The organism is Streptomyces sp. NPDC017056, from assembly GCF_044332485.1.
Classification (GTDB): Bacteria; Actinomycetota; Actinomycetes; order Streptomycetales; family Streptomycetaceae; genus Streptomyces.
This window is the reverse complement of sequence record NZ_JBIRPD010000011.1, coordinates 61198-86991: the sequence shown is the minus strand read 5'-3', so window position 1 is coordinate 86991 and position 25794 is coordinate 61198. Positions and strand designations below refer to the sequence as shown.

At 71.8% G+C, this 25794-nt stretch carries 23 protein-coding genes and 1 pseudogene; 14 read left to right on the top strand and 10 right to left on the bottom strand.

Features of this window, described 5'->3' with window-relative positions:
• Positions 1–115: 115 nt before the first annotated feature.
• From ACH4OW_RS21290 to ACH4OW_RS21255, 8 genes are all read left to right on the top strand, one after another.
• Complete coding sequence (locus ACH4OW_RS21290) at positions 116–1093, top strand: SPFH domain-containing protein (protein WP_398029613.1); 978 nt, start codon at positions 116–118, stop codon at positions 1091–1093.
• The gene (locus ACH4OW_RS21285) at positions 1090–1398 is read left to right on the top strand and encodes a hypothetical protein (protein ID WP_398029611.1); all 309 of its coding nucleotides are present in this window, start codon (positions 1090–1092) and stop codon (positions 1396–1398) included. Before ACH4OW_RS21290 ends, ACH4OW_RS21285 begins: the two co-directional genes overlap by 4 nt.
• A gap of 229 nt (positions 1399–1627) precedes the next feature.
• The gene (locus ACH4OW_RS21280; RefSeq protein ID WP_398029609.1) at positions 1628–2314 is read left to right on the top strand and encodes an ABC transporter ATP-binding protein; all 687 of its coding nucleotides are present in this window, start codon (positions 1628–1630) and stop codon (positions 2312–2314) included.
• Positions 2311–4719: an ABC transporter permease gene (locus ACH4OW_RS21275; RefSeq protein ID WP_398029607.1), complete on the top strand. Its 2409-nt coding sequence runs from the start codon at positions 2311–2313 to the stop codon at positions 4717–4719. The genes ACH4OW_RS21280 and ACH4OW_RS21275 overlap by 4 nt, the downstream gene beginning before the upstream one ends.
• A gap of 301 nt (positions 4720–5020) precedes the next feature.
• Positions 5021–5545: a PadR family transcriptional regulator gene (locus ACH4OW_RS21270; RefSeq protein ID WP_360127574.1), complete on the top strand. Its 525-nt coding sequence runs from the start codon at positions 5021–5023 to the stop codon at positions 5543–5545.
• Entirely contained in the window at positions 5542–6231 is a 690-nt protein-coding gene (locus ACH4OW_RS21265) for an ABC transporter ATP-binding protein (RefSeq protein WP_398029605.1), read from the top strand. Before ACH4OW_RS21270 ends, ACH4OW_RS21265 begins: the two co-directional genes overlap by 4 nt.
• 55 nt (positions 6232–6286) lie before the next feature.
• Positions 6287–8731 (top strand): ABC transporter permease, encoded by a 2445-nt coding sequence (locus tag ACH4OW_RS21260; RefSeq protein ID WP_398029603.1) that lies wholly within the window; start codon positions 6287–6289, stop codon positions 8729–8731.
• An 8-nt stretch (positions 8732–8739) separates the two neighbouring features.
• Positions 8740–11121, top strand: a complete 2382-nt coding sequence (locus tag ACH4OW_RS21255) for an FtsX-like permease family protein (protein ID WP_398029601.1) — start codon at positions 8740–8742, stop codon at positions 11119–11121.
• Positions 11122–11159: 38 nt separating this feature from the next.
• Here the strand turns inward: ACH4OW_RS21255 and ACH4OW_RS21250 are convergent, their stop codons facing one another.
• Complete coding sequence (locus tag ACH4OW_RS21250; RefSeq protein WP_360127562.1) at positions 11160–12116, bottom strand: LysR substrate-binding domain-containing protein; 957 nt, start codon at positions 12114–12116, stop codon at positions 11160–11162.
• A 554-nt stretch (positions 12117–12670) separates the two neighbouring features.
• Complete coding sequence (locus ACH4OW_RS21245; RefSeq protein ID WP_360127559.1) at positions 12671–13018, bottom strand: Lsr2 family protein; 348 nt, start codon at positions 13016–13018, stop codon at positions 12671–12673.
• Positions 13019–13343: 325 nt separating this feature from the next.
• Between ACH4OW_RS21245 and ACH4OW_RS21240 the strand changes: the two genes are divergently transcribed.
• The 3 genes from ACH4OW_RS21240 to ACH4OW_RS21230 all read left to right on the top strand — a co-directional run bounded on the left by ACH4OW_RS21240 (position 13344) and on the right by ACH4OW_RS21230 (position 16273).
• Positions 13344–13898: a peroxiredoxin gene (locus ACH4OW_RS21240; protein ID WP_360127556.1), complete on the top strand. Its 555-nt coding sequence runs from the start codon at positions 13344–13346 to the stop codon at positions 13896–13898.
• Positions 13899–13933: 35 nt separating this feature from the next.
• Positions 13934–14467, top strand: a complete 534-nt coding sequence (locus ACH4OW_RS21235) for an alkyl hydroperoxide reductase (RefSeq protein ID WP_206504236.1) — start codon at positions 13934–13936, stop codon at positions 14465–14467.
• Between the two features lie 90 nt (positions 14468–14557).
• Positions 14558–16273, top strand: coding sequence for an alpha/beta hydrolase (locus ACH4OW_RS21230; RefSeq protein ID WP_398029597.1), 1716 nt, complete (start codon positions 14558–14560; stop codon positions 16271–16273).
• Between the two features lie 48 nt (positions 16274–16321).
• Here ACH4OW_RS21230 and ACH4OW_RS21225 read toward each other — a convergent pair whose 3' ends face one another.
• From ACH4OW_RS21225 to ACH4OW_RS21210, 4 genes are all read right to left on the bottom strand, one after another.
• Positions 16322–17764 carry an AI-2E family transporter gene (locus ACH4OW_RS21225; protein ID WP_398029595.1) on the bottom strand — a complete coding sequence of 481 codons (1443 nt, stop codon included), beginning with the start codon at positions 17762–17764 and terminating at the stop codon, positions 16322–16324.
• A 150-nt stretch (positions 17765–17914) separates the two neighbouring features.
• Entirely contained in the window at positions 17915–18616 is a 702-nt protein-coding gene (locus ACH4OW_RS21220) for a transglycosylase SLT domain-containing protein (RefSeq protein WP_360127548.1), read from the bottom strand.
• 405 nt (positions 18617–19021) lie between these two features.
• A complete protein-coding gene (locus tag ACH4OW_RS21215; RefSeq protein ID WP_398029592.1) occupies positions 19022–20344 on the bottom strand; it encodes a PhoH family protein in 1323 nt (440 codons plus the stop codon).
• 370 nt (positions 20345–20714) lie between these two features.
• Positions 20715–21512, bottom strand: coding sequence for an isoprenyl transferase (locus ACH4OW_RS21210; RefSeq protein ID WP_360127542.1), 798 nt, complete (start codon positions 21510–21512; stop codon positions 20715–20717).
• Positions 21513–21635: 123 nt separating this feature from the next.
• Between ACH4OW_RS21210 and mgrA the strand changes: the two genes are divergently transcribed.
• Complete coding sequence (gene mgrA, locus ACH4OW_RS21205) at positions 21636–22673, top strand: L-glyceraldehyde 3-phosphate reductase (RefSeq protein ID WP_398029590.1); 1038 nt, start codon at positions 21636–21638, stop codon at positions 22671–22673.
• Positions 22674–22910: 237 nt separating this feature from the next.
• Here mgrA and ACH4OW_RS21200 read toward each other — a convergent pair whose 3' ends face one another.
• Positions 22911–23657, bottom strand: coding sequence for a prepilin peptidase (locus ACH4OW_RS21200; RefSeq protein WP_398029769.1), 747 nt, complete (start codon positions 23655–23657; stop codon positions 22911–22913).
• A 41-nt stretch (positions 23658–23698) separates the two neighbouring features.
• Between ACH4OW_RS21200 and ACH4OW_RS21195 the strand changes: the two genes are divergently transcribed.
• Entirely contained in the window at positions 23699–24112 is a 414-nt protein-coding gene (locus ACH4OW_RS21195) for a DUF192 domain-containing protein (protein WP_398029588.1), read from the top strand.
• Between the two features lie 326 nt (positions 24113–24438).
• Here the strand turns inward: ACH4OW_RS21195 and ACH4OW_RS21190 are convergent, their stop codons facing one another.
• The 3 genes and pseudogenes from ACH4OW_RS21190 to ACH4OW_RS21180 form a co-directional block, all read right to left on the bottom strand.
• Positions 24439–24630, bottom strand: a complete 192-nt coding sequence (locus ACH4OW_RS21190) for a DUF397 domain-containing protein (protein WP_398029586.1) — start codon at positions 24628–24630, stop codon at positions 24439–24441.
• Positions 24631–24642: 12 nt separating this feature from the next.
• Entirely contained in the window at positions 24643–25059 is a 417-nt protein-coding gene (locus ACH4OW_RS21185; RefSeq protein ID WP_398029584.1) for a DUF5753 domain-containing protein, read from the bottom strand.
• 200 nt (positions 25060–25259) lie between these two features.
• Positions 25260–25454, bottom strand: a pseudogene (locus tag ACH4OW_RS21180) (helix-turn-helix domain-containing protein); the annotation flags it as partial.
• Here ACH4OW_RS21180 and ACH4OW_RS21175 point away from each other — a divergent pair.
• Positions 25431–25766: an ATP-binding protein gene (locus ACH4OW_RS21175; protein WP_398029582.1), complete on the top strand. Its 336-nt coding sequence runs from the start codon at positions 25431–25433 to the stop codon at positions 25764–25766. The pseudogene ACH4OW_RS21180 and the gene ACH4OW_RS21175 overlap by 24 nt on opposite strands.
• Positions 25767–25794 lie beyond the last annotated feature (28 nt).

The window sequence follows — 25794 nt, the reverse complement described above, 5'->3', positions numbered from 1 at the left end:
CTGAGAAGGTTCTTAAAGTGATAGCACTTTGATAGTCTGACGACAGCACAGACGAAGACACGGCACCGGCCGCCGCACCGACCACGCGGCGGCCGACGAGAAACGGGGAGAGAGCATGACCGACCAGACACCGGCCGGCGGCGGCGACGGGGCGAACGGCGGCGCCGGACTCGCGGTCGACGCCCCGGAGATGCCGCAGCCCCAGGTCCGCGAGACGGTGGCGCACAGCATCCCGGGCGGCCTCGGCCTGCTGCTCACCGTCCTCGGCGCGTTCGCGGGGCTGGCCCTGATCATCGTCGGCGGCGTCACCGGCTCCGGCGGCAACAACGCGCTCGGGGTGCCGCTGCTGGTCGTCGGCATCCTGCTGCTGGTGGGCTCGCTGTTCTGCATGACCGGCGTGAAGATGGTCGCCCCCGGCGAGGCCCGGGTCATCCAGCTCTTCGGGCGCTACGTCGGCACCATCCGCGAGGACGGCCTGCGCTGGGTCAACCCGCTCACCACCGCCCGCAAGATCTCCACCCGCGTGCGCAACCACGAGACCGCGGTCCTGAAGGTCAACGACGCCTACGGCAACCCGATCGAGCTGGCCTCCATCGTCGTGTGGAAGGTCGAGGACACCGCGCAGGCGCTCTTCGAGGTGGACGACTTCCTGGAGTTCGTCGCCACCCAGACCGAGGCGGCCGTGCGGCACATCGCGATCGAGTACCCGTACGACGCGCACGACGAGGACGCCCTGTCGCTGCGCGGCAACGCCGAGGAGATCACCGAGAAGCTGGCGGTCGAGCTGACCGCCCGGGTGCACGCCGCGGGCGTACGGATCATCGAGTCCCGTTTCAGCCACCTCGCGTACGCGCCGGAGATCGCCTCGGCGATGCTCCAGCGGCAGCAGGCCGGCGCGGTCGTGGCGGCCCGCCAGCAGATCGTCGAGGGCGCGGTCGGCATGGTGGAGATGGCGCTCGCCCGCATCAGCGAGCAGGACATCGTGGAACTGGACGAGGAACGGAAGGCGGCCATGGTCAGCAACCTGATGGTGGTGCTGTGCGGCGACCGGGCCGCGCAGCCCGTACTGAACACCGGATCCCTCTACCAGTGAGTGAGGGCGGCTCCCCGGAAGCGCCCAGGGACGCTTCCGGGGCCGCCGGGCCGGCGGACGAGGACCCGGCACCCAAGCGGCGGCCGCAGCGGCGCAAGCAGATGCTGCTGCGGCTCGACCCGCTGGTGCACGACGCGCTCGCGCGCTGGGCCGACGACGAGCTGCGCAGCGCCAACGCGCAGATCGAATTCCTGCTGCGCAAGGCCCTGGCGGACGCCGGCCGGCTGCCGAAGGGCGCGGGCGCCCTCCCTCGGAGGGGGCGTCCGCCGAAGGCCGCGGAGCCCGGGGAGCCGGAGCCTCCGTAAGGGCCGGGCCTCGTGGAGAGCGCCGGACGCCGGGAGGCCCCCCGTACGAGGGGCCTCCCGGCGTTTGTCCGTGCGGGTATACACCGCGCGTATACACACCATGTAGAGTGCTGTCATGTCCACTGGGGCACGCTGGGAACCCCACCCGGTACGCCCCGGACGCGTCCTCCGGCAGCGCCCCCCAGCCCTGCCGGGGACGGCACCTGTCCGCACCATCGGAGGCCCTCGTATGACCCCGGCCGGTTCTCTTCTCAGGGCCAGCGCGCTGCACAAGGCGTACGGCTCGACCCCCGCGCTCGACGGCGCGGACTTCTCCATCCACCCCGGCGAGGTGGTCGCCGTCATGGGCCCCTCGGGCTCCGGCAAATCGACCCTGCTGCACTGCCTTGCCGGCATCGTCCGCCCGGATTCCGGCAGCGTGCTCTACGACTCGCGCGACCTCACCCGGATGTCCGACACGCAGCGCAGCGCCCTGCGCCGTGCCGACTTCGGCTTCGTCTTCCAGTTCGGCCAGCTCGTCCCCGAACTGACCTGCGTCGAGAACGTGGCGCTGCCCCTGCGCCTGAACGGCGTCAAGCGCAAGGAGGCCGAGGCCCGCTCACTGGAGTGGCTGGAGCGGCTGGAGGTCGGCGAGGTACGGGCGAAGCGGCCCGGCGAGGTCTCCGGCGGCCAGGGCCAGCGCGTCGCCGTCGCCCGCGCCCTCGCGGCCCGCCCCCGCGTCATCTTCGCCGACGAGCCCACCGGCGCCCTCGACTCTTTCAACGGCGAACGCGTCATGAGCCTGCTGACCGACGCGGCGCGCAGCACCAACGCCGCCGTCGTCCTGGTCACCCACGAAGCCCGGGTCGCCGCCTACTCCGACCGCGAGATCGTCGTCCGCGACGGCAAGGCCAGGGAAATGGCGGGCACCGTATGACCGCCCTCGACCACCGCCCCGGCGCCACGGACCACGACGAGCCCCCCGCCAAGGCCCCGGCCGGCCTCGCCGTCTGGGTCCGCGACCTCGTCATGGGCATGCGCTTCGCCGTCGCCAGCGGCCGCGAGGGCTGGACCCGTACGCTGCTGACCGCCGTCGGCGTCGGCCTCGGCGTGGCGCTGCTGCTGGGCGCCTCGTCCGTACCGAACCTGCTGGCCGCACGCGGCGAGCGGAGCGACGCGCGGATGATCGCGCTGGAGGACCACGCGCAGCGTTCGGACAGCTCCTTCCTCTTCGAGGGCATCGGCACCAAGTTCCGCGGCGCCGACGTGGACGGCTTCGCCCTGCGCCCCGAGGGCAGCCACCCGGCGCTGCCGCCCGGTGTCGACCGGATGCCCGGACCGGGCGAGGCGTTCGTCTCCCCCGCCCTGAAGAAGCTCCTGGAGTCCCCCGACGGCGCGCTGCTGCACGACCGGCTCCCGTACCGCGTGGTGGGCACCATCGGCAAAGCGGGCCTGATCGGCCCCAGCGAGTACCTCTACTACGCGGGCAGCGACAAGCTCGTCCACGAAGAGGGCGTCCCCCGCTCCTCCGGCTACGGGCGGCAGATGGAGTCACCGCCCCTGGAACCCATCCTGCTGGTCCTGATCCTCGTGGGCTGCATCGTCCTGCTGATGCCGGTGGCCATCTTCATCGCCACCGCCGTCCGCTTCGGCGGCGAGCGCCGCGACCGGCGGCTGGCCGCGCTGCGCCTGGTGGGCGCCGACAACCACATGGCACGCCGGATCGCCGCCGGCGAGGCCCTGCTCGGTGCGGTCTTCGGACTGGCCGTCGGAACCGGGCTGTTCCTGTTCGGCCGGGAGTTCATCACCACAATGGACATCCGCAGAGTCAACTCCTTCCCCGCCGACCTGTCGCCGATGCCCGCGCTGGCCGTCCTGATCGCGCTGGCGGTACCGGCGTCCGCCGTCGCCGTCACGCTCTTCGCGCTGCGCGGCATCGCCATCGAGCCGCTGGGCGTCGTGCGCAGTGCGGCGTCGCGCCGGCGGCGGCTGTGGTGGCGGCTGCCGATCTCGGTCGTCGGGCTGGTGCTGCTGGCGGCGTTCGGCTCGATCGACGAGCAGAAGGGCACCGTCAACACGTTCCTGATCGGCACGGGCGCGGTCCTGACGCTGCTGGGCCTGAGCATGCTGCTGCCCTGGCTGGTGGAGGCGGTCGTAACGCGCTTCAAGGGCGGCCCGGTCCCCTGGCAGCTGGCCACCCGCCGGCTCCAGCTGAGCAGCAGCAGCGCGGCCCGCGCGGTCAGCGGCATCACCGTCGCCGTGGCCGGCGCCATCGCCCTCCAGCTGCTGTTCGCCTCGGTCGGTGCGGGCTACACCAAGCGCACCGGACAGGACATGTCCCGGGCGCAGCTCCAGATGCTGCTGCCGGTCAAGGACGGCGCGGCCACGCAGAAGATGATCGACGAGTTCGGTGCGACCAAGGGCGTCAGTGGCGTCATCGCCACCATCAACGCGCCGGTCACCTCCACCGGCCCGGAGCGCGGCGAGAACGACGACCCGCTGGGCACCTCGGTCACGGTCGGCAGCTGCGCGACCCTCCAGGAGATCGCCCGGCCGGTCCCGTGCAAGGACGGCGACGTCTTCGTGATCAACGGCGCTCCCGGCTCCCCCGTGGACCAGGACCTGCCCAGGATCGCCCGCCCCGGCGCCCGGCTGCTCCTGAACGGCGTCGACGCGAACGGCAAGCCGGAGGGCCCGCACCGCACGTGGCAGCTGCCCAAAACGATCCGCCCCGCCCAGGGCCGGCCCGACCCGACCGGCGAACGGACCACCGGCCTCTTCGCCACCACCGGCGCGATCGACGTCACGAAGCTGGACCACCCCACGGCCCGGGCCATGATCCGGCTCGACCCGTCCGTCCCGGACGCCGCCGAGCACGCCCGCAACGCCGCGGCCCGCATCGATGTGGCGGCCACCGTCTTCCAGCTCATGGACACCAGCGACGACCAGCGCTTCGCCAGCGTGCGCAACGGCCTGATGGTCGCGTCCGTCGCGACCATGGCGCTGATCGCCGCCAGCATGCTGGTCACCACCCTGGAGCAGCTGCGCGAACGCCGCCGTCTGCTGTCGGTCCTGGTGGCCTTCGGCACCCGGCGCGGCACGCTCGCCTGGTCGGTGCTGTGGCAGACCGCCGTCCCGATGGCCCTCGGCCTGGCGCTCGCGGTCGCCGGCGGCCTCGGGCTCGGCCGGGTGCTGCTGGGCCTGGCGGGCAAGAGCGGCATCGCGTGGTCGGAGGTCTGGCCGCTGCCGCTGGTCGGCGCCGGTCTGGTACTGCTCGTGACGCTGCTCAGCATGCCGCCGCTGTGGCGCATGATGCGCGCGGACGGGCTGCGTACGGAGTGATCCGTCCGCCGTTCCCCGGGCCCGTGGCACGCGGGGCCCGGGGAACGGCGCGGGGCTAGGGCGTTTCTGATGGATCTCCGTGGAGGACGGAGCGGCGTTCGGTGCGTGCGCTGGGGGTCCCCCCTGCTCGAAGAGCTTGGGGGAGTGCGGTGTGAAGGGTCATGTGGCGGAGCCACCTGTCCCTTTGCGCCGTGCGGCGAGGGTGCGTGCCGGGCGTCGCGATGCCGCGGAGATCCGTCAGAAGCGCCCTATGTGCTCCGCGTATACACCGAGGCTGTACGTACGAAGTAAGGTGGTCGGCATGTCAATCGGTCATACGCTTCTGGGCCTCCTGGAATCCGGCCCCCGCCATGGCTACGACCTCAAGCGGGCGTTCGACGAGCACTTCGGCCACGACCGCCCGCTGCACTACGGACAGGTCTACTCGACCATGTCCCGGCTGCTGAAGAACGGCCTCGTCGAGGTGGACGGCGTCGAGGCGGGCGCGGGCCCGGAGCGCAAGCGCTACGCCATCACGGACGCCGGCGTCACCGACGTCGCCCAGTGGCTGGCCCGGCCCGAGAAGCCCGAGCCGTACCTCCAGTCCACGCTCTACACCAAAGTGGTCCTCGCGCTGCTCACCGGCCGCGACGCCGCCGAGCTGCTGGACACCCAGCGCACCGAGCACCTGCGGCTGATGCGCGGCCTGACCGAGCGCAAGCGCAAGGGCGACCTCGCCGACCAGCTCATCTGCGACCACGCCCTGTTCCACCTGGAGGCCGACCTGCGCTGGCTGGAGCTGACCGCGGCGCGCCTGGACAAGCTGGCCTCGGTGATCGGCTCGTGACGCCCGCGGGCTCGCTGCTGGCCGCCGAGGCGCTGCACAAGGCGTACGGGCAGACCACCGCGCTGGACGGAGTGGACTTCTCCATCCACCCCGGCGAGGTGGTCGCCGTCATGGGCCCCTCGGGCTCCGGCAAATCGACCCTGCTGCACTGCCTTGCCGGCATCGTCCTGCCGGACTCCGGCACCGTCCGCTACGGCGACCACGACGTGACGCGGCTGAGCGACGCGCAGCGCAGCGCCCTGCGCCGCTCCGACTTCGGCTTCGTCTTCCAGTTCGGCCAGCTCGTGCCCGAACTGACCTGCCTGGAGAACGTGGCGCTGCCGCTGCGCCTGAACGGCGTCAAGCGCAAGGAGGCGCAGCGGGACGCCCGCGAGTGGCTGGAGCGCCTGGAGGTCGAGGACGTTGGGGCCAAGCGGCCCGGCGAGGTCTCCGGTGGCCAGGGCCAGCGCGTCGCCGTCGCCCGCGCCCTCGCGGCCCGCCCCCGCGTCATCTTCGCCGACGAGCCCACCGGCGCCCTCGACTCCCTCAACGGCGAACGCGTCATGAGCCTGCTGACCGACGCGGCGCGCAGCACCAACGCCGCCGTCGTCCTGGTCACCCACGAGGCCCGGGTCGCCGCCTACTCCGACCGCGAGATCGTCGTCCGCGACGGCAAGGTGAAGGACATGCTGGCGGGCCTCATATGAGCCCGCCGGCGGCACCCGGCCCGGCCGTCGCCCGCGCCCCGATCGGCACCGCCGGATGACCTTGCTCGGCCCTCGCACCAACGGCGGACGCGCCGGGCGCGGCGCCCCGCCGGGCGGTCACCGCCCGCCTACTCTCCCGGCCATGCCCCACTCCCCGCCCACCGGCCCCGCCGCCTGGGCCCGTGACCTGGCCATGGGGCTGCGCTTCGCGGCCGGCGGCGGCCGCGAGGGCTGGATCCGTACGGTGCTGAACGCCGTCGGCGTCGGCCTCGGCGTCGCCGTACTGCTGCTCGGCGCGTCGGCGCCCTCGCTGCTGGACTCCTGGCACGGCCGGGAGAAGGCGCGCGAGAACCTGGGCCAGGAGCACGAGCCGCGGCCCGCCGACGACACGCTGCTGTACGCCCACGCCGACACCCGCTTCCACCACCAGAACATCCGCGGCAGGCTCGTCCGGCCGGACGGGACCCACCCGCCGAAGCCACCGGGGGTCGCCGCGCTCCCCGGCCCCGGCACCATGCTGGTCTCGCCCGGCCTCAAGGAGCTGCTGGACTCCTTCGACGGCAAGGCGCTGCGCGAACGGCTGCCGTACCGCGTGGTCGGCACCATCGGTGACGCCGGGCTCCAGGGCCCGGCCGAGCTGACCTACCTCGCGGGCAGCAGCACGCTGACCGAGCGGCTGGCCTACCGCATCGACCACTTCGGTTTGCGGTACACCGACCGTCCGATGCGGGCCCCCGCGGTGGTGCTCGTGATCATGACGTGTGTGGCGCTGCTGACGCCGGTCATGGTCTTCATCGGGACCTCCGTACGGTTCGGCGGCGAGCGCCGCGACCACCGGCTCGCCGCGCTGCGCCTGATCGGCACGGACATCCGTACGACCCGCCGGATCGCCGCCGGCGAGGTGCTGCTCGGCTCGCTGGCGGGCCTGGTGCTCGGCGCCGCGTTCTTCCTCGGCGGCCGGCAGTTCGCCTCGGTGGTCACCCTGTGGGACATCAACGTCTTCCCTTCGGACATCGCCCCCGACCCGGTGCTGGCCACGCTGATCGCCGTGCTGGTGCCGTCGGCCGCCGTCCTGGTGACGCTGTTCGCGCAGCGCGGGGTGACCGTCGAGCCGCTGGGCGTCGTCCGCAACCGGCCGGTTGTGCGCCGCCGGCTGTGGTGGCGCCCGCTGGTGCCGCTGGCCGGCGCCGGGCTGCTGCTCACCGTCTCGCGCGACGGCGACCGGGTGGACAGCGCGCTCAACACCTCCCGGCTCGCGATCGGCGCGACGCTGCTGCTGCTTGGTGTCACCGCGCTGCTGCCGTGGCTGGTCGAAGCGGTGGTACGGCGGCTGCGCGGCGGCCCGGTCCCCTGGCAGCTGGCCACCCGCCGGCTCCAGCTGAACAGCGGCGCGGCCACCCGCGCGGTCGCCGGCATCACCGTCGCGGTCGCCGGGGCCATCTCCGTCCACCTGCTCTTCACCGGCATGCAGGCCGGCTTCGCGGACAGCTACGCCCGTACCGGGCGCCCGGTGGTCGAGATGACCGGCGGCGCCGACGGCTGGCGGCAGACCCGCGACGCGGTCCGGCAACTGCGCGAGACCGACGGGGTCCGCTGGGCGAGCGGCACGATCGAGACGTCCGTCTCGGCGGCGGGCGACCGGGGCCGCGTCATGGAAGGCAGCGACTTCCTCATGACGGACAGCGCCCACGTCACGGTCGGCGACTGCGCCGAACTGGCCCGGCTGGCCGACCTCGGCTCCTGCGCGGACGGCGACGTCTTCCTCACCGACAACCTGGACGGCGTCCCCTTCGCCAAGCCGGGAGCCCGGCTCAACCTCGACCCGCCCGAGGGCACGGGGCCCGCCCGCCCGCCGCAGCCGTGGACGCTGCCCGCCTCGGCCCGCTTCGTGCACGCCAAGGCGGACACCGACGGCCTGGCCGTCCACAGCATCCTGATCACCCCGTCCGCGGTGGACATCGGCCGTATCCACCGCCCGCTGATGCACCTGACGGCCGGTTACGACGCGGACGAGCCGAACGCACTGGAGCACATCCGCACCACCGCGGCGCGCGTCGACCCGACGCTGGCCGTGGTCTCGATGGCCGAGAACCGGCACGACGGCCAGTACGACAGCCTGCGCACCTGCATGCTCGTCGGCGCCGTGATCACGCTGCTGCTGATCGGCGCGGGCCTGGTCGTCTCCACCGTCGAGCAGCTTTACGAACACCGGCGCCTGCTGTCGGCGCTGGACGCGTTCGGCACCCGGCGCGCCGTCCTCGGCTGGTCGGTCATGTGGCAGACCGCGATTCCCGTGGCGCTGGGCCTGGCGCTCGCCGTCACGGGCGGGCTGGCGCTGGGCACGCTGCTGCTCTGGATGATCAAAAGTCCGGTGTTCGTGGACTGGCCGGTGGTGGCCGCCATGGCAGGCGCCGGCGGCGCGGTGATCCTCCTGGTGACCCTGCTCAGCCTCCCGCCGCTGTGGCGGATGATGCGGCCGGACGGCCTGCGAACGGAGTGAACCCCCAGGTGTACGACCACCGACGGCACCCGGCCCGCCGCTGGTTCCGCGACTTCGCCATGGGCGCGCGGTTCGCGGTCAGCGGCGGTCGTGAAGGCTGGATCCGTACGGCCCTGACCGCGCTCGGGGTGGGGCTGGGCGTCGCCGTACTGCTGGTCGCCGCGGCCGTGCCGCACGCCGTCGGCACCGCCGTCGCGCGCGACCACGCCCGCGACGACAGCCTGGCCGTCACCTCGCCCGCCTCCGCCCGCACGGTGCTGGTCGCCCGGACCGACAGCGCCTACCACCAACAGGCCGTACGCGGGCGCCTGGTGCAGCCCGAAGGGGACCGGCCCGCCCTCCCGCCCGGCGTACCGCGCCTGCCGGGACCCGGCGAGATGGTCGTCTCACCGGCCCTCGCCGCCCTGCTGGCCTCCCCCGGCGGCGCGATGCTGCGCGAGCGCTTCGCCGACGTCCGCGTCGTGGGGCACATCGGCGACGAAGGGCTGGCCGGGCCGGGCGAACTCGCGTACTACCGGGGGACGGACCGGCTCTCCGGCACCGGCTCGGAAGCCGTACGGATCGCCTCCTTCGGCCGCGGCACCGACGCGCCCTTCACCACCAACCCGCAGCTGGTGACCGCGCTCCTCGTCGGGAGCGTCGCGCTGCTCGCCCCGGTGGCCGTGTTCATCGCGGCGGCCGTGCGCTTCGGCGGGGAGCGCCGGGACCGGCGGCTGGCGGCGCTGCGGCTGGTGGGCACCGACCGGGCCACGACCCGGCGGATCGCGGCCGGCGAGGCGCTGGCCGGGGCGCTGCTGGGCCTGCTGGCCGGCGCCGTCCTCTTTCTCGCGGCCCGCTACCCGCTGGCCCGGATACGGGTGCTGGGCCTCGGCGTCTTCCCCCGCGACGTCGTGCCCGACCCGTGGCTGACCGCCCTGGTCGCGCTGGCCGTCCCGGTGGCTTCGGTCGGCGTCGCCCTGTTCACGATGCGCCGGGTCACGGTCGAGCCGCTCGGCGTGACCCGGTCGGCGCCGGTGGTGCGGCGCCGCCTGTGGTGGCGGCTGCTGATGCCCGCCGCCGGCGCCGCGCTGCTGTGGCCCGCGACGGTCCGCGGCACACCGACGGTGGGCGTCTGGGCCGGAATCCAGGTGGCAGCCGGCACCTCGCTGCTCCTGCTGGGGGTCGCGGCGGTGCTGCCGTGGCTGCTGGACGCCACCGTCTCCCGGTTCGGCGGAGGCGGCGTACCGTCCTGGCAACTCGCCACGCGGCGGCTCCAGTTGAGCACGACAGCCGCCGCCCGCTCGGTCAGCGGCATCACCGTGGCGGTCGCCGGGGCCGTCGCGGTGCAGTTGCTGCTGGCCGGTATCGGGACGAACGGCCTGCCCGAGCCGTACCACCCGTCCGACCGCAACCAGGTCCAGGTCGCCTCCTGGCAGCGGGCGCTGCCCGCGTCGCGCGCCCCCGAGACGTACCAGCGGCTGCGGGAGACCATTGGCGTGCGGGAGGCGTACGGCGCGCTGATCGGCGGCGCGGGCCCGGTGCCGGCCCGGCCCGACCCGGCGGAGGCGGACCAGGCGTACGACCCGGAGCCGTACCGGCTGGCCGTCGCCGACTGCGACGCGCTGCGCCGGATGGCCGGGATCGGCCGGTGCGCCGACGGAGACGTGTTCCTGACCCGGGTCGGCGACATGCCGGAAGACACGGCGCCGCTGCCGGCCCCCGGCGCCCGGCTGGCGGTGGCCCCGGCGTCCGGCGGGCACCCCGCCACCTGGACGGTCCCGGACACCGCACGCACCGTCGCCGCACGCGACAGTTTCTTCTCCCTGCACGGCGCCAACGTCCTCGCCACGCCCGGCGCCCTGGACCCCGCGCTGCTGCGGGACCCGCTCACCGAGGTCGAGGTGCACCTCGCGCCGGACCGGCCGGACGCGATCGAGTACGTACGCAACACGGCGGCGCGGATCGACCCGCGCCTGCACGTGATGGCGACGGGGGACGCCGGGGACGAACCCGGCCTGTACGACATGGTCCGCTCGGCGCTCCAGGCCGGCGCGGTGGCCGTGCTGTGCCTCATCGGCGGCGGCCTGCTCATCTCCGCACTGGAGCAACTGCGGGACCGCAGACGGCTGCTGTCCGTCCTCGACGCCCACGGAACACCGCGCGGCACGCTCGGCCGGTCGGTGCTGTGGCAGACCGCCGTGCCCGTCGTACTCGGCCTGGCCCTGGCGGTCGGCTGCGGCCTGGGCCTCGGCCTCCTCCTGCTGCACCTGGTCGACCGCCCGGTGCTGCCGGACTGGACCGGCATCGCCGTCCTCACCGGCACGGCAGGCGCGGTGATCCTCGCGGTGACCGCGCTCAGCCTGCCGCTGCTGTGGCGGCTGATGCGGCCGGAGGGCCTGCGGACGGAGTAGGCGGTACGGGCGCCCGGCCGGGCTTAGGGCACCGGGCCCTACTCCGCGATCCGTACCGGCAGGCCCTTCATCGCCTCCCGCAGCGCGGCCGCGAACTCCTCGAACTCGGCCTGGCGGGCCGCGCCCGCCCGCATCGCCAGCGCGATCCGCCGCGACGGCGCCGGGTCGGCGAAGTACCCGGTCGTCAGCTGGTCGTTGCGCGCCGTCTCGACGCGCAGCGCGGTGCGCGGCAGCAGCGTCACCCCCAGGCCGCCCGCGACCAGCTGCACCAGGGTGGAGAGCCCCGCCGCGCTCGTCGTCACCGGCGCGCCCTCCTCGCGGCCCGCCTCCCGGCAGATGTCCAGCGCCTGGTCGCGCAGGCAGTGCCCCTCGTCCAGCAGCAGCAGGTCCATGTCCTTGAGCGCCTCGCGCGGGATGTCGCCGCGCCCGCCCAGCCAGTGGTCCTTGGGCGCGACCAGCACGAAGTCCTCGTCGAACAGCGGCAGTTCGGCGATGGTGGGGACGCCCAGCGGCACGGCGAGCAGCAGCAGGTCCAGCCGGCCCTGCTGGAGCCCGTCCAGCAGGGAGCCGGTCTGCTCCTCGTGCACCTGGAGGTCGAGGTCCGGGTACCGGTCGCGCACCAGCCGCAGGACGGTCGGCAGCAGGTAGGGGGCCACGGTCGGGATCACGCCGAGCCGCAGTACGCCGGTGAACGGCGCGCGGGCCGCCTCCGCCTCCTCCAGCAGGTCACCGACCGCCTCCAGGACGGTACGGGCCCGGGCCGCGACCCGTTCCCCCGCCGGCGAGAGCAGTACCTTGCGGGTCGTGCGCTCCAGCAGCTGCACCCCGAGGGCCTCCTCCAGGGCGGACACGGCGCCGGACAGCGCGGGCTGGCTCATGCCGATCTCGGCCGCCGCCTCGCGGAAGTGCAGGTGTTCGGCCACGGCGACGAAGGCGCGCAGCTGAGCCAGGCTGGGCTGCCGCGGCCGGGTCCCGGCATGCGAGGGGGACGCCACCGATAGCCACCTCCGATCAACGCGATCCAGTCTAATGGCGCTCGGGTGCGTCCCGCGGAATGCGGACTTTCCGGGTGGCGGGTACGGGCGGCCGGGCCGTGAATGGCGCGTCGCGTTACCCGCGGGTTTCGCCGTACGCGTCCGCCGGCGCGGGCCGGAGAGCGGCGCGGGCATTACCACGGCGGGGAATCGCGCGGACCGTTTTCCGGCGATCGCCGGGAGATTGGCCGCGGCGTGCACCGGCCCGGATTCTCCGGGGCCCGCGCCACATTCCCCGGAGGCGGCCCAAGGCGTCCCACACGCCACTTTCCGCCGGGGCGGCGCAGGACCGCCTCACGCGCCGCTTCCGATACGGCACCGCTCCGTATACGATCCGTTCCGGATACGTGCCGTTTCCGATTTTCGACGGTCGCGACCGGCCACAATTCGGACGGCGGCAGCCGGCGTCGTTTCCCCGCCACCCCGGCTGCCACCAGCGCGGTCGGCCGGACCGCGGGCCGGAACGCGGCGAATGCCGTCCCGGCCCGGCAGCAAAGAACCGGCGCCCGCAATGACTACTTGTTGGCGTTCTGGTACGCCTCACGGATATCGGCCGACACACGGCCGCGCTCGTTCACCTCGTAGCCGTTCTCCTTGGCCCAGGCGCGGATCTTCGCGGTCTCGCCCGAACCCGAGGATGCGGCGGCGCCCGTCTTGCGCGGGGCGGCGCCCGCCTTGATACGCCCGGTGCGGCGCCCGGCCTTCAAGAACGGCCCGATGGCCTCCAGCAGCTTGTCGTAGCTGTCCGGAGTGAGGTCGACCTCGTAGGCAATACCGTCCACCGCGAGAGTGTGCGTTGCGGCCTCGGCGGATTCTTCACCGGTGAGGTCATCCGTGTAAATAGTGACGATCTTCTGTGCCATGCGGGTGATTGTACGTCTCACGGCTCGCGATTTGTCGAATCTTTGGCGAGCTTCCCGGTCCGGGGAACATCGTTTCGGAGATAGCCGGTGGATTTCTTGGTTTAGTGTCCCTTTTCGACCGATCCGGCATTGTTACGCACGCCCGTGGACGCCTCCCGATCACCCGACCCACCGGAGCCACCCTCCGGGGCACTGATAGCCAGCACCGATCAACGCGGCTTGATCTAGCTATTTCCCTGATCAATGTTGCCTGTGGCAGTGTGGGCACCCGTCCAACCCCTCGCGTAAGCCCTGTAACGGACTTACGGCACACGAAGGAGAGCCCGTGCTCACTGTCGGTGACAAGTTCCCCGAGTTCGATCTGACCGCCTGCGTGTCGCTGGAGAGCGGCAAGGAGTTCGAGCAGATCAACCACAAGACCTACGAGGGCAAGTGGAAGATCGTCTTCGCCTGGCCCAAGGACTTCACCTTCGTGTGCCCGACGGAGATCGCCGCCTTCGGCAAGCTGAACGACGAGTTCGCCGACCGCGACGCCCAGATCCTCGGCTTCTCCGGTGACTCCGAGTTCGTGCACCACGCCTGGCGCAAGGACCACCCGGACCTGACCGACCTGCCCTTCCCGATGCTGGCCGACTCCAAGCACGAGCTGATGCGCGCGCTCGGCATCGAGGGCGAGGACGGCTTCGCGCAGCGCGCCGTCTTCATCGTCGACCAGAACAACGAGATCCAGTTCACCATGGTGACCGCCGGTTCCGTCGGCCGTAACCCCAAGGAGGTCCTGCGGGTCCTCGACGCGCTGCAGACCGACGAGCTGTGCCCCTGCAACTGGAGCAAGGGCGACGAGACCCTCGACCCGGTCGCGCTGCTCTCGGGCGAGTGAAGCACGGCTAGCAGCGAACCGGAAGGAGATCCGTCATGGCTCTCGATGAACTGAAGTCCGCCGTTCCGGACTTCGCCAAGGACCTGAAGCTGAACCTCGGTTCGGTGATCGGCAACAGCGAGCTGCCCAAGCAGCAGCTGTGGGGCACCGTCCTGGCCTGCGCGATCGCCTCGCGCTCGCCGAAGGTGCTGCGCGAGCTGGAGCCGGAGGCCAAGGCCAACCTCTCCGCCGAGGCGTACGCCGCGGCCAAGTCCGCCGCCGCCATCATGGCGATGAACAACGTGTTCTACCGGACCCGGCACCTGCTGTCGGACCCGGAGTACGGCACGATGCGCGCCGGCCTGCGGATGAACGTCATCGGCAACCCGGGCGTGGAGAAGGTCGACTTCGAGCTGTGGTCGCTGGCCGTCTCGGCCATCAACGGCTGCGGCATGTGCCTGGACTCGCACGAGCAGGTGCTGCGCAAGGCGGGCGTGGACCGCGAGACGATCCTTGAGGCCATCAAGATCGCTTCCGTCCTCCAGGCCGTCGGCGCCACCCTCGACTCCGAGGCCGTCCTCGCCGAATAGGTGAACCGGAGGCGCCCGGCGGGCGCCCGGCCGGTACGACAGAGCCCCGCGGACCGTGTGTCCGCGGGGCTCTGCGCATAATGAGAGCAAATGTCCGCCCTGCACCTCGTCGTCCGGTGGCTCAGACGCCCGTACTGGGACGCCCCGGACCCCTCCTGGATCGTCCGCCGCTGGCCCGACCTCACCGCCTGCTGCGTCGCGGCGCTCTTCTTCTGGCTCTCCCTCACCCCGTCGCTGCTCCCCCGCCCGTGGTATCTCCAGGGCCTGGTCGGCGGCATCACCGCCGCCATCGGCTACGCCGCCGGCGCCGCGGCGAGCAGCCTCTTCCGCGCGCTGTGCCGACGCCGCCCCACCGAACGCACCCGCGCCCGCTGCTGGCTGGCCTTCCACGCCCTCGGCATCGCGCTGTCCACGGCCGCCGTCTCCTGGAGCGCCCACGCGCAGCGCCGCCTGCGCCGCCTCCAGGAGGTCGAGCCGTCCCTGGTCTGGCACACCCCGGTGATCATCCTGATCGCGGTGGCGGTCTGCGTGCTGTTCCTGCTCCTCGCCCGCTGCGTACGCCTGGTGGCCCGCCGGCTCGCCCGGTTCTTCGGCCGCTGGGTGCCGCGCCCGGCCGCGTACGCGATCGGTGTGGCGCTGACCGCCCTCCTGGTCGCCGTGGGCTCCAAGGACGTCCTGTACGAACGCGGCTTCATCGACATCGTCGACCGCATCTCCAAGGCCGCCAACCTGAGCACCGCCGACGGCATCACCCAGCCCGCCTCCGCGTACGTCTCCGGCGGCCCCACCTCCGTCGTCGACTGGGCGGAACTGGGCGCCGAAGGCCGCAACTTCATCGGCTCGGTCCCCCGCAAGCAGGACATCGCGGCGTTCACCGGCCGCCCCGCCAAGGCCCCGGTCCGGGTGTACGTCGGCGAACAGGAGGGCGGCGGCGCGCACTTCCGGCGCACCGCCGACCTCGCCGTACAGGAACTGGAACGCACCGGCGGCTTCGACCGCAAGGTGCTGGCCCTGCTGGGCACCACGGGCAGCGGCTGGGTGGACCCGCGGATGCCGGAACCGCTGGAGTACATGTACGGCGGCGACTCCGCGATCGTCGCCACCCAGTACTCGTACCTGCCGTCCTGGATCTCCTTCCTCGTCGACAAGGAGAAGGCGGCGCGGGACGCCCGCGCGGTGTTCGACGCGGTCTACGCCAAGTGGTCGACGCTGCCCGCCGACGACCGGCCCAAGCTGGTGGTCGGCGGCGAGAGCCTCGGCACGTACGCGACCGAGGCGGGCTTCGACGGCCTGGACGACATGCTCGGCAAGGTGGACGGCGCGCTGCTGGCCGGGCCGCCCAACGTCAGCCCGATCTGGCGGGAGGTGACTGCCGGGCGGGACCCCGGCAGCCCGGTGTGGCGGCCGGAGTACGACCACGGGCGGCACGTCCGCTTCGCCCAGTACCCGGAACGCGACCTCAAGCGCCCCGACGGCCCGTGGGAGCACCCCCGGGTGGTCTACCTCCAGAACGCCTCGGACCCCGTGGTGTGGTGGTCCCCCGACCTGCTCTTCCACCGGCCCGCCTGGCTGGACCGGCCGCTCGGCCCGGACGTCACCGACGAGATGCACTTCTTGCCGGTCATCACCTTCTGGCAGACCACCGTCGATCTCGCGGTCTCCTTCGGCGCGCCGCCCCCGCACGGGCACCGCTACGGCACCGGCGCGGTGGACGGCTGGGCGGCGGTCGCCCCGCCGCCGGGCTGGACCGACCGGGACACCACCTGGCTGCGAGCGTACGAGGCCGGGAGGGACGCGCCGTACTGATGCGGCACGCCTCCCTCCGGCGTACCGGACCGTCCCCCCGACGGACCGTTACTTCAACGGTTCGGTGCCCGGCGGCTGGGTCGGCGCGATGTCGAGGGCCGTGGCGCCGTGCGGGGGCGGCGTCATCCTGAGGGCCTGTTCCCTGGAGTACGAGCGCAGATAGCCGACGACGGTGTTGGTGACCGCCACCAGCGGCACCGCGACCACCGCGCCGCCGATGCCGGCGATCAGCCCGCCGGCCGCCACCGACAGGATGACGGCGAGCGGGTGGACCCGTACCGCGCGGCCCAGGATGAAGGGCTGGAGGATGTGGCCCTCGATCTGCTGCACCGCCAGCACCACCGCGAGCACCATCAGCGACGCGAAGACGCCCTGCGTCACCAGCGCGACCACGCACGCCAGCGCGCCCGAGACCACCGCGCCCACCAGCGGGATGAAGGCGAACAGGAAGATGAAGACGGCGAGCGGCACGGCCAGCGGCACGTCGAGGAAGTAGATGCCGATGCCGATGAAGATGGCGTCGATCAGGGCCACTATCACCGTCCCGCGCACGTAGGCGGTCAGTGTGCGCCAGGCACGCGGCCCGGCGCCCGCCACGCCCTCGCGCGCCGCGCTCGGCACGAGCCTGAGCACCCAGTTCCAGATGCGCCGGCCGTCGTACAGCAGGAATAGCGTGGTGAACATCGCCAGCAGGATGCCGGTGAGCACCTCCAGGACGACCGTGACGCCTTCCAGGCCGGCCGAGGTGATCGCCTCCGTGTTGGCGCCGACGGCCTCCTGGAGGTTCTTGGCGATCTTGTTGATCTGGTCCTCGGTCACATGGAACGGGCTCTTCAAGAGCCAGCCCTTGAGCTCGGTGATGCCTTCCTGGATACGGCTGGACACCGAGTCGATGTTGTCCTGGACCTGCCATACGACGAACCAGCCGACCAGGCCCATGACGACGAACCCGGCGATGAACGTCAGGGCCGTCGCCAGCCCGCGCGGCAGGCCGCGCCGCTTGAGCCAGGCGACGGTGGGCTGGAGCAACGCGGTGATCAGCAGCGCCGCGACGAACGCCAGCACCACGAGCTGTATGGAGGTGATGGCCTTCGCCAGCACCCAGATCGTCCCGGCCAGCACGAGCAGCCGCCAGCCCGCTTCGGCGGCGACCCGCACGCCCCACGGCACGGCGGCCACCGGGTCGGGCCGCGGCGCGACGGCGGGCGCGTACGTCGGCGGGGCCGGAACCGAGTCCGGCTGCCGCTGCTGGGCCTCCTGCGCGGTACCCGGACCGGCGGCCCCCGCGCCGCCGGACCGCCCGGCGCCGTCCGGCCCGTACGCGCCCTTGGGCGGCGTCCGCTCCCCGGCAGCGTGCCCAGCGGGCCTCAGCTCTTCCGGATCGTTTTCTCCTGCCGCGGCCTCCGCGCGCCGGCGCTGGTCCTCCAGCCGCTGCGCGAGCCGCGTCAGGCCGGCGCCGAGGCCACCGACCCACTGAGGCAATCTGGACATGTCGCTTCCTCTTCCCCTCCCGCCCCCCGGTGCTGTCAGGACGACGTTACCGGTGCGGGACGCACAAAACCCCCGGCGCCGTCGCGGCCGGGGGTTTCGCGTACGAAGCGGAGAGGCGGACCACCTTACGCGGTGTTCCGCCCACGCGTTCTAGTACCAGTGGTTGTTCTGCCAGAAGGACCAGGCACCACAGGGGCTGTTGTAGCGGCTGTTCATGTAGTTCAGCCCCCACTTGATCTGGGTGGCCGGGTTGGTCCGCCAGTCGGAGCCCGCGGAGGCCATCTTGGTGCCGGGCAGCGCCTGGACGAGGCCGTAGGCGCCGGAGGAGGCGTTGGTGGCGCGGTAGTTCCAGCCGGACTCGTGGTCCACGATGTTGCTGAAACACTGGAACTGGTCGGCCGGCAGCATCTGCCGGGCGATCGCCTGCGTCTCGGCTATCGAGTACGACGCCTTGGCGGTGAAGCTGCTCGCGTCACGCGCGGCGGAGCGGGAGGATTCCTTCTCCTTCTCGCGCTCCTTGGCGTCCTGCTCGGCCTTGGCCTTCTTGTCGGCCGCGTCCTTCTTGTCCTGCGCGTCCTGGGCGGCGGCCTTGCGGGCCGACTCCTGCGCGGACTTCAGCGCGGCGGCATCCGCCTGGGTGGAGGCCTCGTCCGCCTGCCGCGTCAGGGAGGCCGTCTGCACCTGGGCCTGCTGGCCCGCAGGTATGTCGGCGATCGTCGCGTCGGCCGCGGCGGCCTCGGTGTGGGCGACCGAGCCCTGCTCCTGACCTGACGCGACACCGACAACGGCGCCGACGGTGGTGACCGCGGTGGCGGAGGCCACGGCGAATCCCCGGACCGAAATCCGGCTCACACGCATTCCTTCCAGCATCGTCCGCATAGGTGACCTCGCGGACGCAATCGTGCCCCTGGCGCTGGTCTCCCCTTGTTCCGCCCCCGATTGAGCGGTGGGGACGGCTGGTCACGGGAGGCACTGGCCCGGTACGTCCCCCTCGGGGTCCGCGTGGTGCTCGGGCGGCATACGGCGACGCTATGCAGTTCTCGGGGTTCCGCACCGCTGGGGGTGCTGGTGTGCCGTATGCGGGGCCTGACAGGACCCAGACTCTGCCCGAACCGGACGCGCGGAATCAATTCATCGTTGCGTGTGAAAGCTCACACCCCGTTTGCAGCACGGGATGTGCGGAAATGCCAGCGCAACGCGGCGCCGCCCGGCTAAGCTCCTGCGCTCTTGCCGGACGGCGCCGCGTTCCACATGGGGTCAGATCCGGCCGTCCTCCAGCATTTCGGTCACCAGCGCCGCGATCGGCGACCGCTCCGAACGGGTGAGGGTGACATGCGCGAACAGCGGATGGCCCTTGAGCTTCTCGACGACCGCGACCACGCCGTCGTACCGGCCGACCCGCAGGTTGTCGCGCTGCGCGACGTCGTGGGTCAGCACGACACGCGAGTTCGCGCCGATCCTGGACAGCACCGTCAGCAGCACGTTGCGCTCCAGCGACTGGGCCTCGTCGACGATGACGAACGCGTCGTGCAGCGACCGGCCGCGGATGTGGGTCAGCGGCATCACCTCCAGCATGCCGCGGCCCACCACCTCTTCGATGACGTCCGAGGTCGTCACCGCCGACAGCGTGTCGAAGACGGCCTGGGCCCACGGGCTCATCTTCTCGGCCTCGGTGCCCGGCAGATACCCCAGCTCCTGCCCGCCGACCGCGTACAGCGGCCGGAAGACCATCACCTTGCGGTGCTGACGCCGCTCCAGCACCGCTTCCAGGCCCGCGCAGAGCGCCAGCGCCGACTTGCCCGTGCCGGCCCGCCCACCCATCGAGACGATGCCGACCTCCGGGTCGAGCAGCAGGTCGAGCGCGATGCGCTGCTCGGCGCTGCGCCCGTGGATGCCGAAGACCTCCCGGTCGCCGCGGACCAGCCGTACGCTGCCGTCGGCCGTGACCCGCCCGAGGGCCTTGCCCCGCTCGGACTGGAGCACCAGCCCGGTGTGCACGGGCAGTCCGGCGGCCTCGGGGAGGTGGACGCTCTCCTCGGCGAAGAGGCCGTCGATCTGCTCGGCGGTGGCGCCCAGCTCCGCCATGCCCGTCCAGCCGGAGTCGGTGATGGCCAGTTCGGCGCGGTACTCCTCCGCCAGCAGGCCCACCGCCGACGCCTTGATGCGCAGCGGCAGGTCCTTGGAGACGACCGTGACGTCGTAGCCCTCCGCCTGGAGGTTGCGGGCCACCGCGAGGATCCGCGAGTCGTTGTCGCCCAGGCGGAAGCCGGCCGGCAGCACTCCGGGGTCGGCGTGGTTCAGCTCGACCCTGAGGGTTCCGCCCAGCTCCCCGATGGGGATCGGGGCGTCCAGCCGCCCGTACCGCACCCTGTACTCGTCGAGCAGGCGCAGCGCCTGCCGGGCGAAGTAGCCGAGTTCCGGATGATGCCTCTTGGCCTCCAGTTCGGTGACCACGACGACCGGCAGCACGACCTCGTGCTCGTCGAAGCGGGACATGGAGCCTGGATCCGCCAGCAGCACGCTGGTGTCGAGGACATAGGTGCGCCGGCCGTTCTCACGGCGCTGCTTGCTGTTCACCACGGGTGGACGTACCCCCTCGGATGAGGTCGGGGTGCGACGGCGTCGCGGAAGTGGAGCCGCCGCGCCGTCAGGCGGCGGGCGACGGGGCCGGGCTCGGGCCGCGATGCACGGGCCGAGCGCCGGCCCTCCGCGTCGTCCGTGCTGTCCGCACGGTCGTCCGTGATGCGCAAAGGGCCTCCCGGGCGGACGGCCCCGTGCCGTCCGCTGAGATACGGCATCCGATGACTGGTACTGCCGGATACCGACCTGGAAGGGATATTCCCGCGAACGAGCGCACCCATGCAATGGCATATGACGCACGGTCGGTGAACGCTTGGTTACGGATTTGGCGCGGGTGTGATCCCGCGCCGGGAGGGGCGCGCCGGTTGGCCTAAAAGCCGTAACGCCGGTGGCGGGCGGCGTAGTCGCGCAGGGCGCGCAGGAAGTCGACCTTGCGGAAGGCGGGCCAGAAGACCTCGCAGAAGTAGTACTCCGAGTGGGCGCTCTGCCAGAGCATGAAGCCCGACAGCCGCTGCTCGCCGCTGGTGCGGATCACCAGGTCCGGGTCCGGCTGCCCGCGGGTGTAGAGGTGCTCGGAGATGAGGTCGATGTCGACGACGTCGGCGAGTTCCTCGAAGGAGGTGCCGCGCTCGGCGTGCTCCAGCAGCAGCGAGCGCACCGCGTCCGCGATCTCCTGCCGGCCGCCGTAGCCGACGGCGACGTTCACCAGGACGCCGGTGTGGTCGGTGGTGGCCTCCTCGGCCTCCTTCAAGACCCGCTGGGTGCCGGCGGGCAGCAGGTCGCGGTTGCCGACGTGGTGCACCCGCCAGCGGCCGTCGGCCGCCAGGCCGCGCACCGTGTTCTCGATGATCCCCAGCAGCGGGGTCAGTTCCTTCTCGGGCCGGTCGAGGTTGTCGGTCGACAGCAGCCACAGCGTGACGACCTCGACGTCGGTCTCCTCGCACCAGCCCAGCAGCTCGGTGATCTTGTCGGCGCCGGCCTGGTGGCCCTGCACCGTGGTGCGGCCGTCGGCCCGCGCCCAGCGGCGGTTGCCGTCGAGGATGACGCCGATGTGCTTGGGGACCTGGGCATGGTCGAGGCGGCCTTCGACCCGGCGGGCGTAGAGCCGGTAGACGAGGTTGCGCAACGCAGGCGGGTACGGGATACGCACCCCGGAAGATCGCAGCATGTGTGGTCCAGCCCCTCCGTGCAAATGGCGGTCGCCCCCGTCGCCTCAAGTCGGCAACTTTACGTCGCGGACGTCCCGGCGACCCAATCAGGTGTGTCACAACTCCGTGATAGGGAGATGACCATGACTGGCACCTCTCCCCACATTGCCGCGGAAACGCGCTACGACTCGATGGAGTACCGCCGCACCGGCCGCAGCGGACTCAAGCTCCCCGCCGTCTCACTGGGACTGTGGCACAACTTCGGCGACGACCGCACCTTGGAGTCCCAGCGGGCGATCCTGCACCGCGCCTTCGACCTGGGCGTGACCCACTTCGACCTGGCGAACAACTACGGGCCGCCGCCCGGTTCGGCCGAGCTGAACTTCGGAAAGATCTTTTCTCGGGACTTCCGGCCCTACCGCGACGAGATCGTCCTCTCCACGAAGGCCGGATATCTCATGCACCCCGGGCCGTACGGGGAATGGGGTTCACGGAAATACCTGCTCTCGTCACTGGATGCGTCCCTGAAGCGGATGGGCGTCGATTACGTCGACATCTTCTATTCGCACCGATTCGACCCCGGCACTCCACTGGAGGAGACGATGGGCGCGCTGGCGTCCGCCGTCCAGCAGGGCAAGGCGCTGTACGTGGGCGTCTCGTCGTACTCCTCCGAGCAGACCCGCGAAGCCGCCCGCATCCTGCGGGAGATGGGCGTACGGCCGCTGATCCACCAGCCCTCCTACTCGATGATCAACCGCTGGACCGAGGACGACGCGCTGCTGGACACCCTGGAGGCGGAAGGCATGGGGTGCATCTCCTTCGCCCCTCTCGCCCAGGGCCTGCTGACGGACAAGTACCTGAACGGCGTCCCGGAGGGCTCGCGCGCGTCCCAGGGCAAGTCGCTCGACCCGGGCCTGCTGTCGGACGACGTACGGCGGCGGCTGCGCGGCCTGAACGACATCGCCGCGCGCCGCGGCCAGTCGCTCGCCCAGCTGGCGCTGTCGTGGGTGCTGCGGGACGAGCGGATGACCTCGGCGCTGATCGGGGCGAGCAGCGTGGCGCAGTTGGAGGCGAACGTCGCGGCGGTGGGCGCTCCGAAGATCACGGATGAGGAATTGTCCGAGATCGAGGAATTCGCGAAGACGACCGATGGTGTGAACATCTGGGCCAAGCGCGGCTGATTCTGTTCGGTCTGCGGCGCCTCCACGGAGCGGCCCGCACGTTCCGTAGAGATGTTCGTACGTTCTGTGTGCGCAACCCCGCCTGAAGTGATCATGGCGAGATCCGAACGCGGACACAAAAAAGCGGGCCGGTCCGTGGGGGGGATACGGACCGGCCCGAGGGGGGGTTTCCACCATAACCCCATCGAGGGGGTGCTCAGTGCATCTTCACCCGGAACAGCACCGGCAGTTTTTTGATCAAGGCGCTGCCGCGGCTCCCAGAAGCACCCCGAGAAACACCCCGATGATCATGAATGGCCCGTACGGCATGGCCTGTTTGAGCCCATCATTGCGGCCTTCGGCGCGTACGGAGCGGCGCAGCAGCAGTCCGCACCCGTAGAGCGAGCCGAGCAGCAACCCCGCGAACGCGCCAGTGATCAGAATTGCCCAGCCGTACCACCCGAGAGGGACCCCGAGGCCGAACGCCAGCTTGACGTCGCCGAGCCCCATTCCTTCCGGATTGATCCGATACAGCACGTAATAGAACCCGCCCAGCGCCAACCCCCCGAGCACCGCGCCACCCCACGAGCCCGCCGCCCGCGCGGACGGCGCGGCCAGCCCCAGCAGCAGCACGGCACCGGCCGCCAGCGGCAGGGTCAGGACGTCGGGCAGGCGCCGCACCCGCCAGTCGACGACGGCGAGCAGGACCGCCACGGGGACCACCGCCAGCCAGACGGCCAGCTCGGGGCGCGCCCCGGTCGCGGCGGCGAGCGCGGCGCAGGCCACCGCGCTGACCAGGGCGGTCACCACCGCCCTCGGCCCGTACGGACCACAGGCGCGGCACCGCCCCGGCCCCAGCCAGCCCCGCGCGGGCCCGGTGACCGGGTGCCCGCCAGGACAGTCGGCGCGCCACGCCTCCCCCGGCTCCACGGCCAGCCGGTGAGCGGGGCGCGGCACGAGCAGCCCCACCGCGCCGCCGTACGCCGCGGCGAAAATCATCAGCATCACAGGCACACAGCCGACCCTAGGCTGATACAACGCTCCCCATGACCCGCTGGCAGAACGGATCAGGAACGCTCCGCTTCGTGCAGTCCGACACCGGAAAAACGACCACCGCGGAAGGCGCCCCAGACGCCGCCGCCCCGTCGGCAACGGCATCCATCCCCGTGGAGATCGCCGCGTCCTACCGGGCACGCTCCCGCGGCCTCCTGGGGCGCGACGGCATCGACGGCGCCCTCCTCCTCACCCCGGCGAGCGGCGTACACACCTTCCGCATGCGCTTCCCCCTCGACGTCGCCTACCTCGGCCGGGACCTCACCGTCCTGGCCGTACGCACCATGCGGCCCGGGCGGCTCGGACTCCCGCGCCCGCGCTCCCGGCACGTACTGGAGGCAGAGGCCGGCGCCATGGCCCGCTGGGGGCTCCGCGCCGGCGTCCGCGTCACGATCGACACCCGCTGACCGCCCGTCCGCTCCACCCTCCCGGTCCACAGCTCGGCACCGCCGGGCACGCCGCATCAGCTGGTGGCTCGTCTCCCTGCCGCGGGCCGGCCTCTCCCAGGGCAGGAGCAGGCAGGCAGGCCCACGCGATGCGCTTCCAGCTGATCGCGGTTGATCGGTGCGAAAACGACCATAGGGCACATACCCCCATATGTACTATCTTCCAGCGCCAACGTGCTCACCTGTGGCGCGCAATTACCCCTTCCAGTCGCCACCCCCGCCCCCCACCCCCGATTTCAACGCCCCACCCCGTCAACCCAGCGGTACCCCCACCCCCACCAGTACGACTATGTACGCCCCAGCCGCTCCCCCTGAACGACCCGCACCAACCCACCAAGCGCGGCGGAACCGACGGTGACGACTATGGAAGGGACGTCGCTCTCGCGAAGGAGCACCGTCTCCCCGGAAGACGCCGCGATTTCGACGCAGTTGCTCGCGTTGCCGCTGTAGGAAGACTTCTGCCAGTTGGTTATGGACACGATCGAGCCCTCTCAGAGGTCGTTGATGACGGTGTGGATGAAGTCACGTGAAGCGGTCTCTCCGAGCGCCATGGCTTCGAAGCGCTTCATGAACGTGCGGTACCTGTCCAGCTGGGCATCCGCGTACTCGAACACCGCCCCGTGCTCAGTGTCGAGTTGCACCGTGTCCATCTGCGGGACCACCCCCTCCGCATAGACCACCGTCTGCCCGGCACCCGGAAAGATCCCCGCCGAGAACGGAATCACCAGCACCCTGACCCACTCCCGCTCACTCATGGCGGCGATGTGCTCAAGCTGCTTTCGCGTAAGGGAGTGCCCGCCGAACTCCATACGCAACGCGGCCTCGTGAATGATTGCCGTGTACGGCACCGGAGCGTCCCGGTACAGAACTTCCTGGCGTTTGATCCGATGGGAAACCAGGTGCTCCACGTGCGGCGGCGAGGGCTCGGGGACATTCTGGCAGTCGCGTGCTGCTCCGTCTCCGCGAGGTCGAGCAGGTCGGGAGGCAGCTTCTCCCGGTACTCCTCCCACCAGCCGCGTTTCCCGCTGGCCGCCATGACGGCTAGCGCCTCTGCAAGTGTGGCGTCGGCGCAACCGTAGGCCCGCGCCAAGGTGCGCACCCGCTCCGCGCTCACACCGATGCGCGCCACTTCGATGTTGCTGACCCGCGATTGCCCCAGACCGGTCAGCGTGCCTGCCTCGGTGGCGCTCAGACCGGCCCGCTCACGCAGCTTTCGCAGCTCGCCTCCTAGGCGCCGCTGCCGGACAGCCCGCTCAGCCCCGGTGTCGCCCGTGCCACCGTGCGGCTCGTACTGGACCGGCACTCGCTCGACGAACTCGGCGACAGTGCGCAGCTCCTGGCCTCGGAGCTGGCCACGAACTGTTACCTGCACGCCCCCGGGCCGGCACGGCTTCGGCTTTCCTGGGAGGGCGGCGTGGTGCGGATGAGCATGTGGGACACCGGCCGGGTCCTGCCCGGTGTCGCCGAGCGGTCGGCGGCGGACGGCGCTGTTGCCGGTACCGGGCGCGGTCTGCGGCTCGTGGGGGCGTATGCCGACGACTGGGGCTGGTACGCGCTCGATCCGAACCGCCTGGGCGTCGACGGCAAGATCGTGTGGTGCGAGCTGTACCGCTGAAGGCACTGTCGGGCCGTCGCCGTACGGG

What these genes read in the sequence shown, in the direction of transcription:
- ACH4OW_RS21290 (WP_398029613.1), top strand. Translation starts at nt 116, where the DNA reads ATGACCGACCAGACACCGGCCGGCGGCGGCGACGGGGCGAACGGCGGC.
- ACH4OW_RS21280 (WP_398029609.1), top strand. Translation starts at nt 1,628, where the DNA reads ATGACCCCGGCCGGTTCTCTTCTCAGGGCCAGCGCGCTGCACAAGGCG.
- ACH4OW_RS21275 (WP_398029607.1), top strand. Translation starts at nt 2,311, where the DNA reads ATGACCGCCCTCGACCACCGCCCCGGCGCCACGGACCACGACGAGCCC.
- ACH4OW_RS21270 (WP_360127574.1), top strand. Translation starts at nt 5,021, where the DNA reads ATGTCAATCGGTCATACGCTTCTGGGCCTCCTGGAATCCGGCCCCCGC.
- ACH4OW_RS21260 (WP_398029603.1), top strand. Translation starts at nt 6,287, where the DNA reads ATGACCTTGCTCGGCCCTCGCACCAACGGCGGACGCGCCGGGCGCGGC.
- ACH4OW_RS21245 (WP_360127559.1), bottom strand. Translation starts at nt 13,018, where the DNA reads ATGGCACAGAAGATCGTCACTATTTACACGGATGACCTCACCGGTGAA.
- ACH4OW_RS21235 (WP_206504236.1), top strand. Translation starts at nt 13,934, where the DNA reads ATGGCTCTCGATGAACTGAAGTCCGCCGTTCCGGACTTCGCCAAGGAC.
- ACH4OW_RS21230 (WP_398029597.1), top strand. Translation starts at nt 14,558, where the DNA reads ATGTCCGCCCTGCACCTCGTCGTCCGGTGGCTCAGACGCCCGTACTGG.
- ACH4OW_RS21225 (WP_398029595.1), bottom strand. Translation starts at nt 17,764, where the DNA reads ATGTCCAGATTGCCTCAGTGGGTCGGTGGCCTCGGCGCCGGCCTGACG.
- ACH4OW_RS21210 (WP_360127542.1), bottom strand. Translation starts at nt 21,512, where the DNA reads ATGCTGCGATCTTCCGGGGTGCGTATCCCGTACCCGCCTGCGTTGCGC.
- mgrA (WP_398029590.1), top strand. Translation starts at nt 21,636, where the DNA reads ATGACTGGCACCTCTCCCCACATTGCCGCGGAAACGCGCTACGACTCG.
- ACH4OW_RS21200 (WP_398029769.1), bottom strand. Translation starts at nt 23,657, where the DNA reads ATGCTGATGATTTTCGCCGCGGCGTACGGCGGCGCGGTGGGGCTGCTC.
- ACH4OW_RS21195 (WP_398029588.1), top strand. Translation starts at nt 23,699, where the DNA reads ATGACCCGCTGGCAGAACGGATCAGGAACGCTCCGCTTCGTGCAGTCC.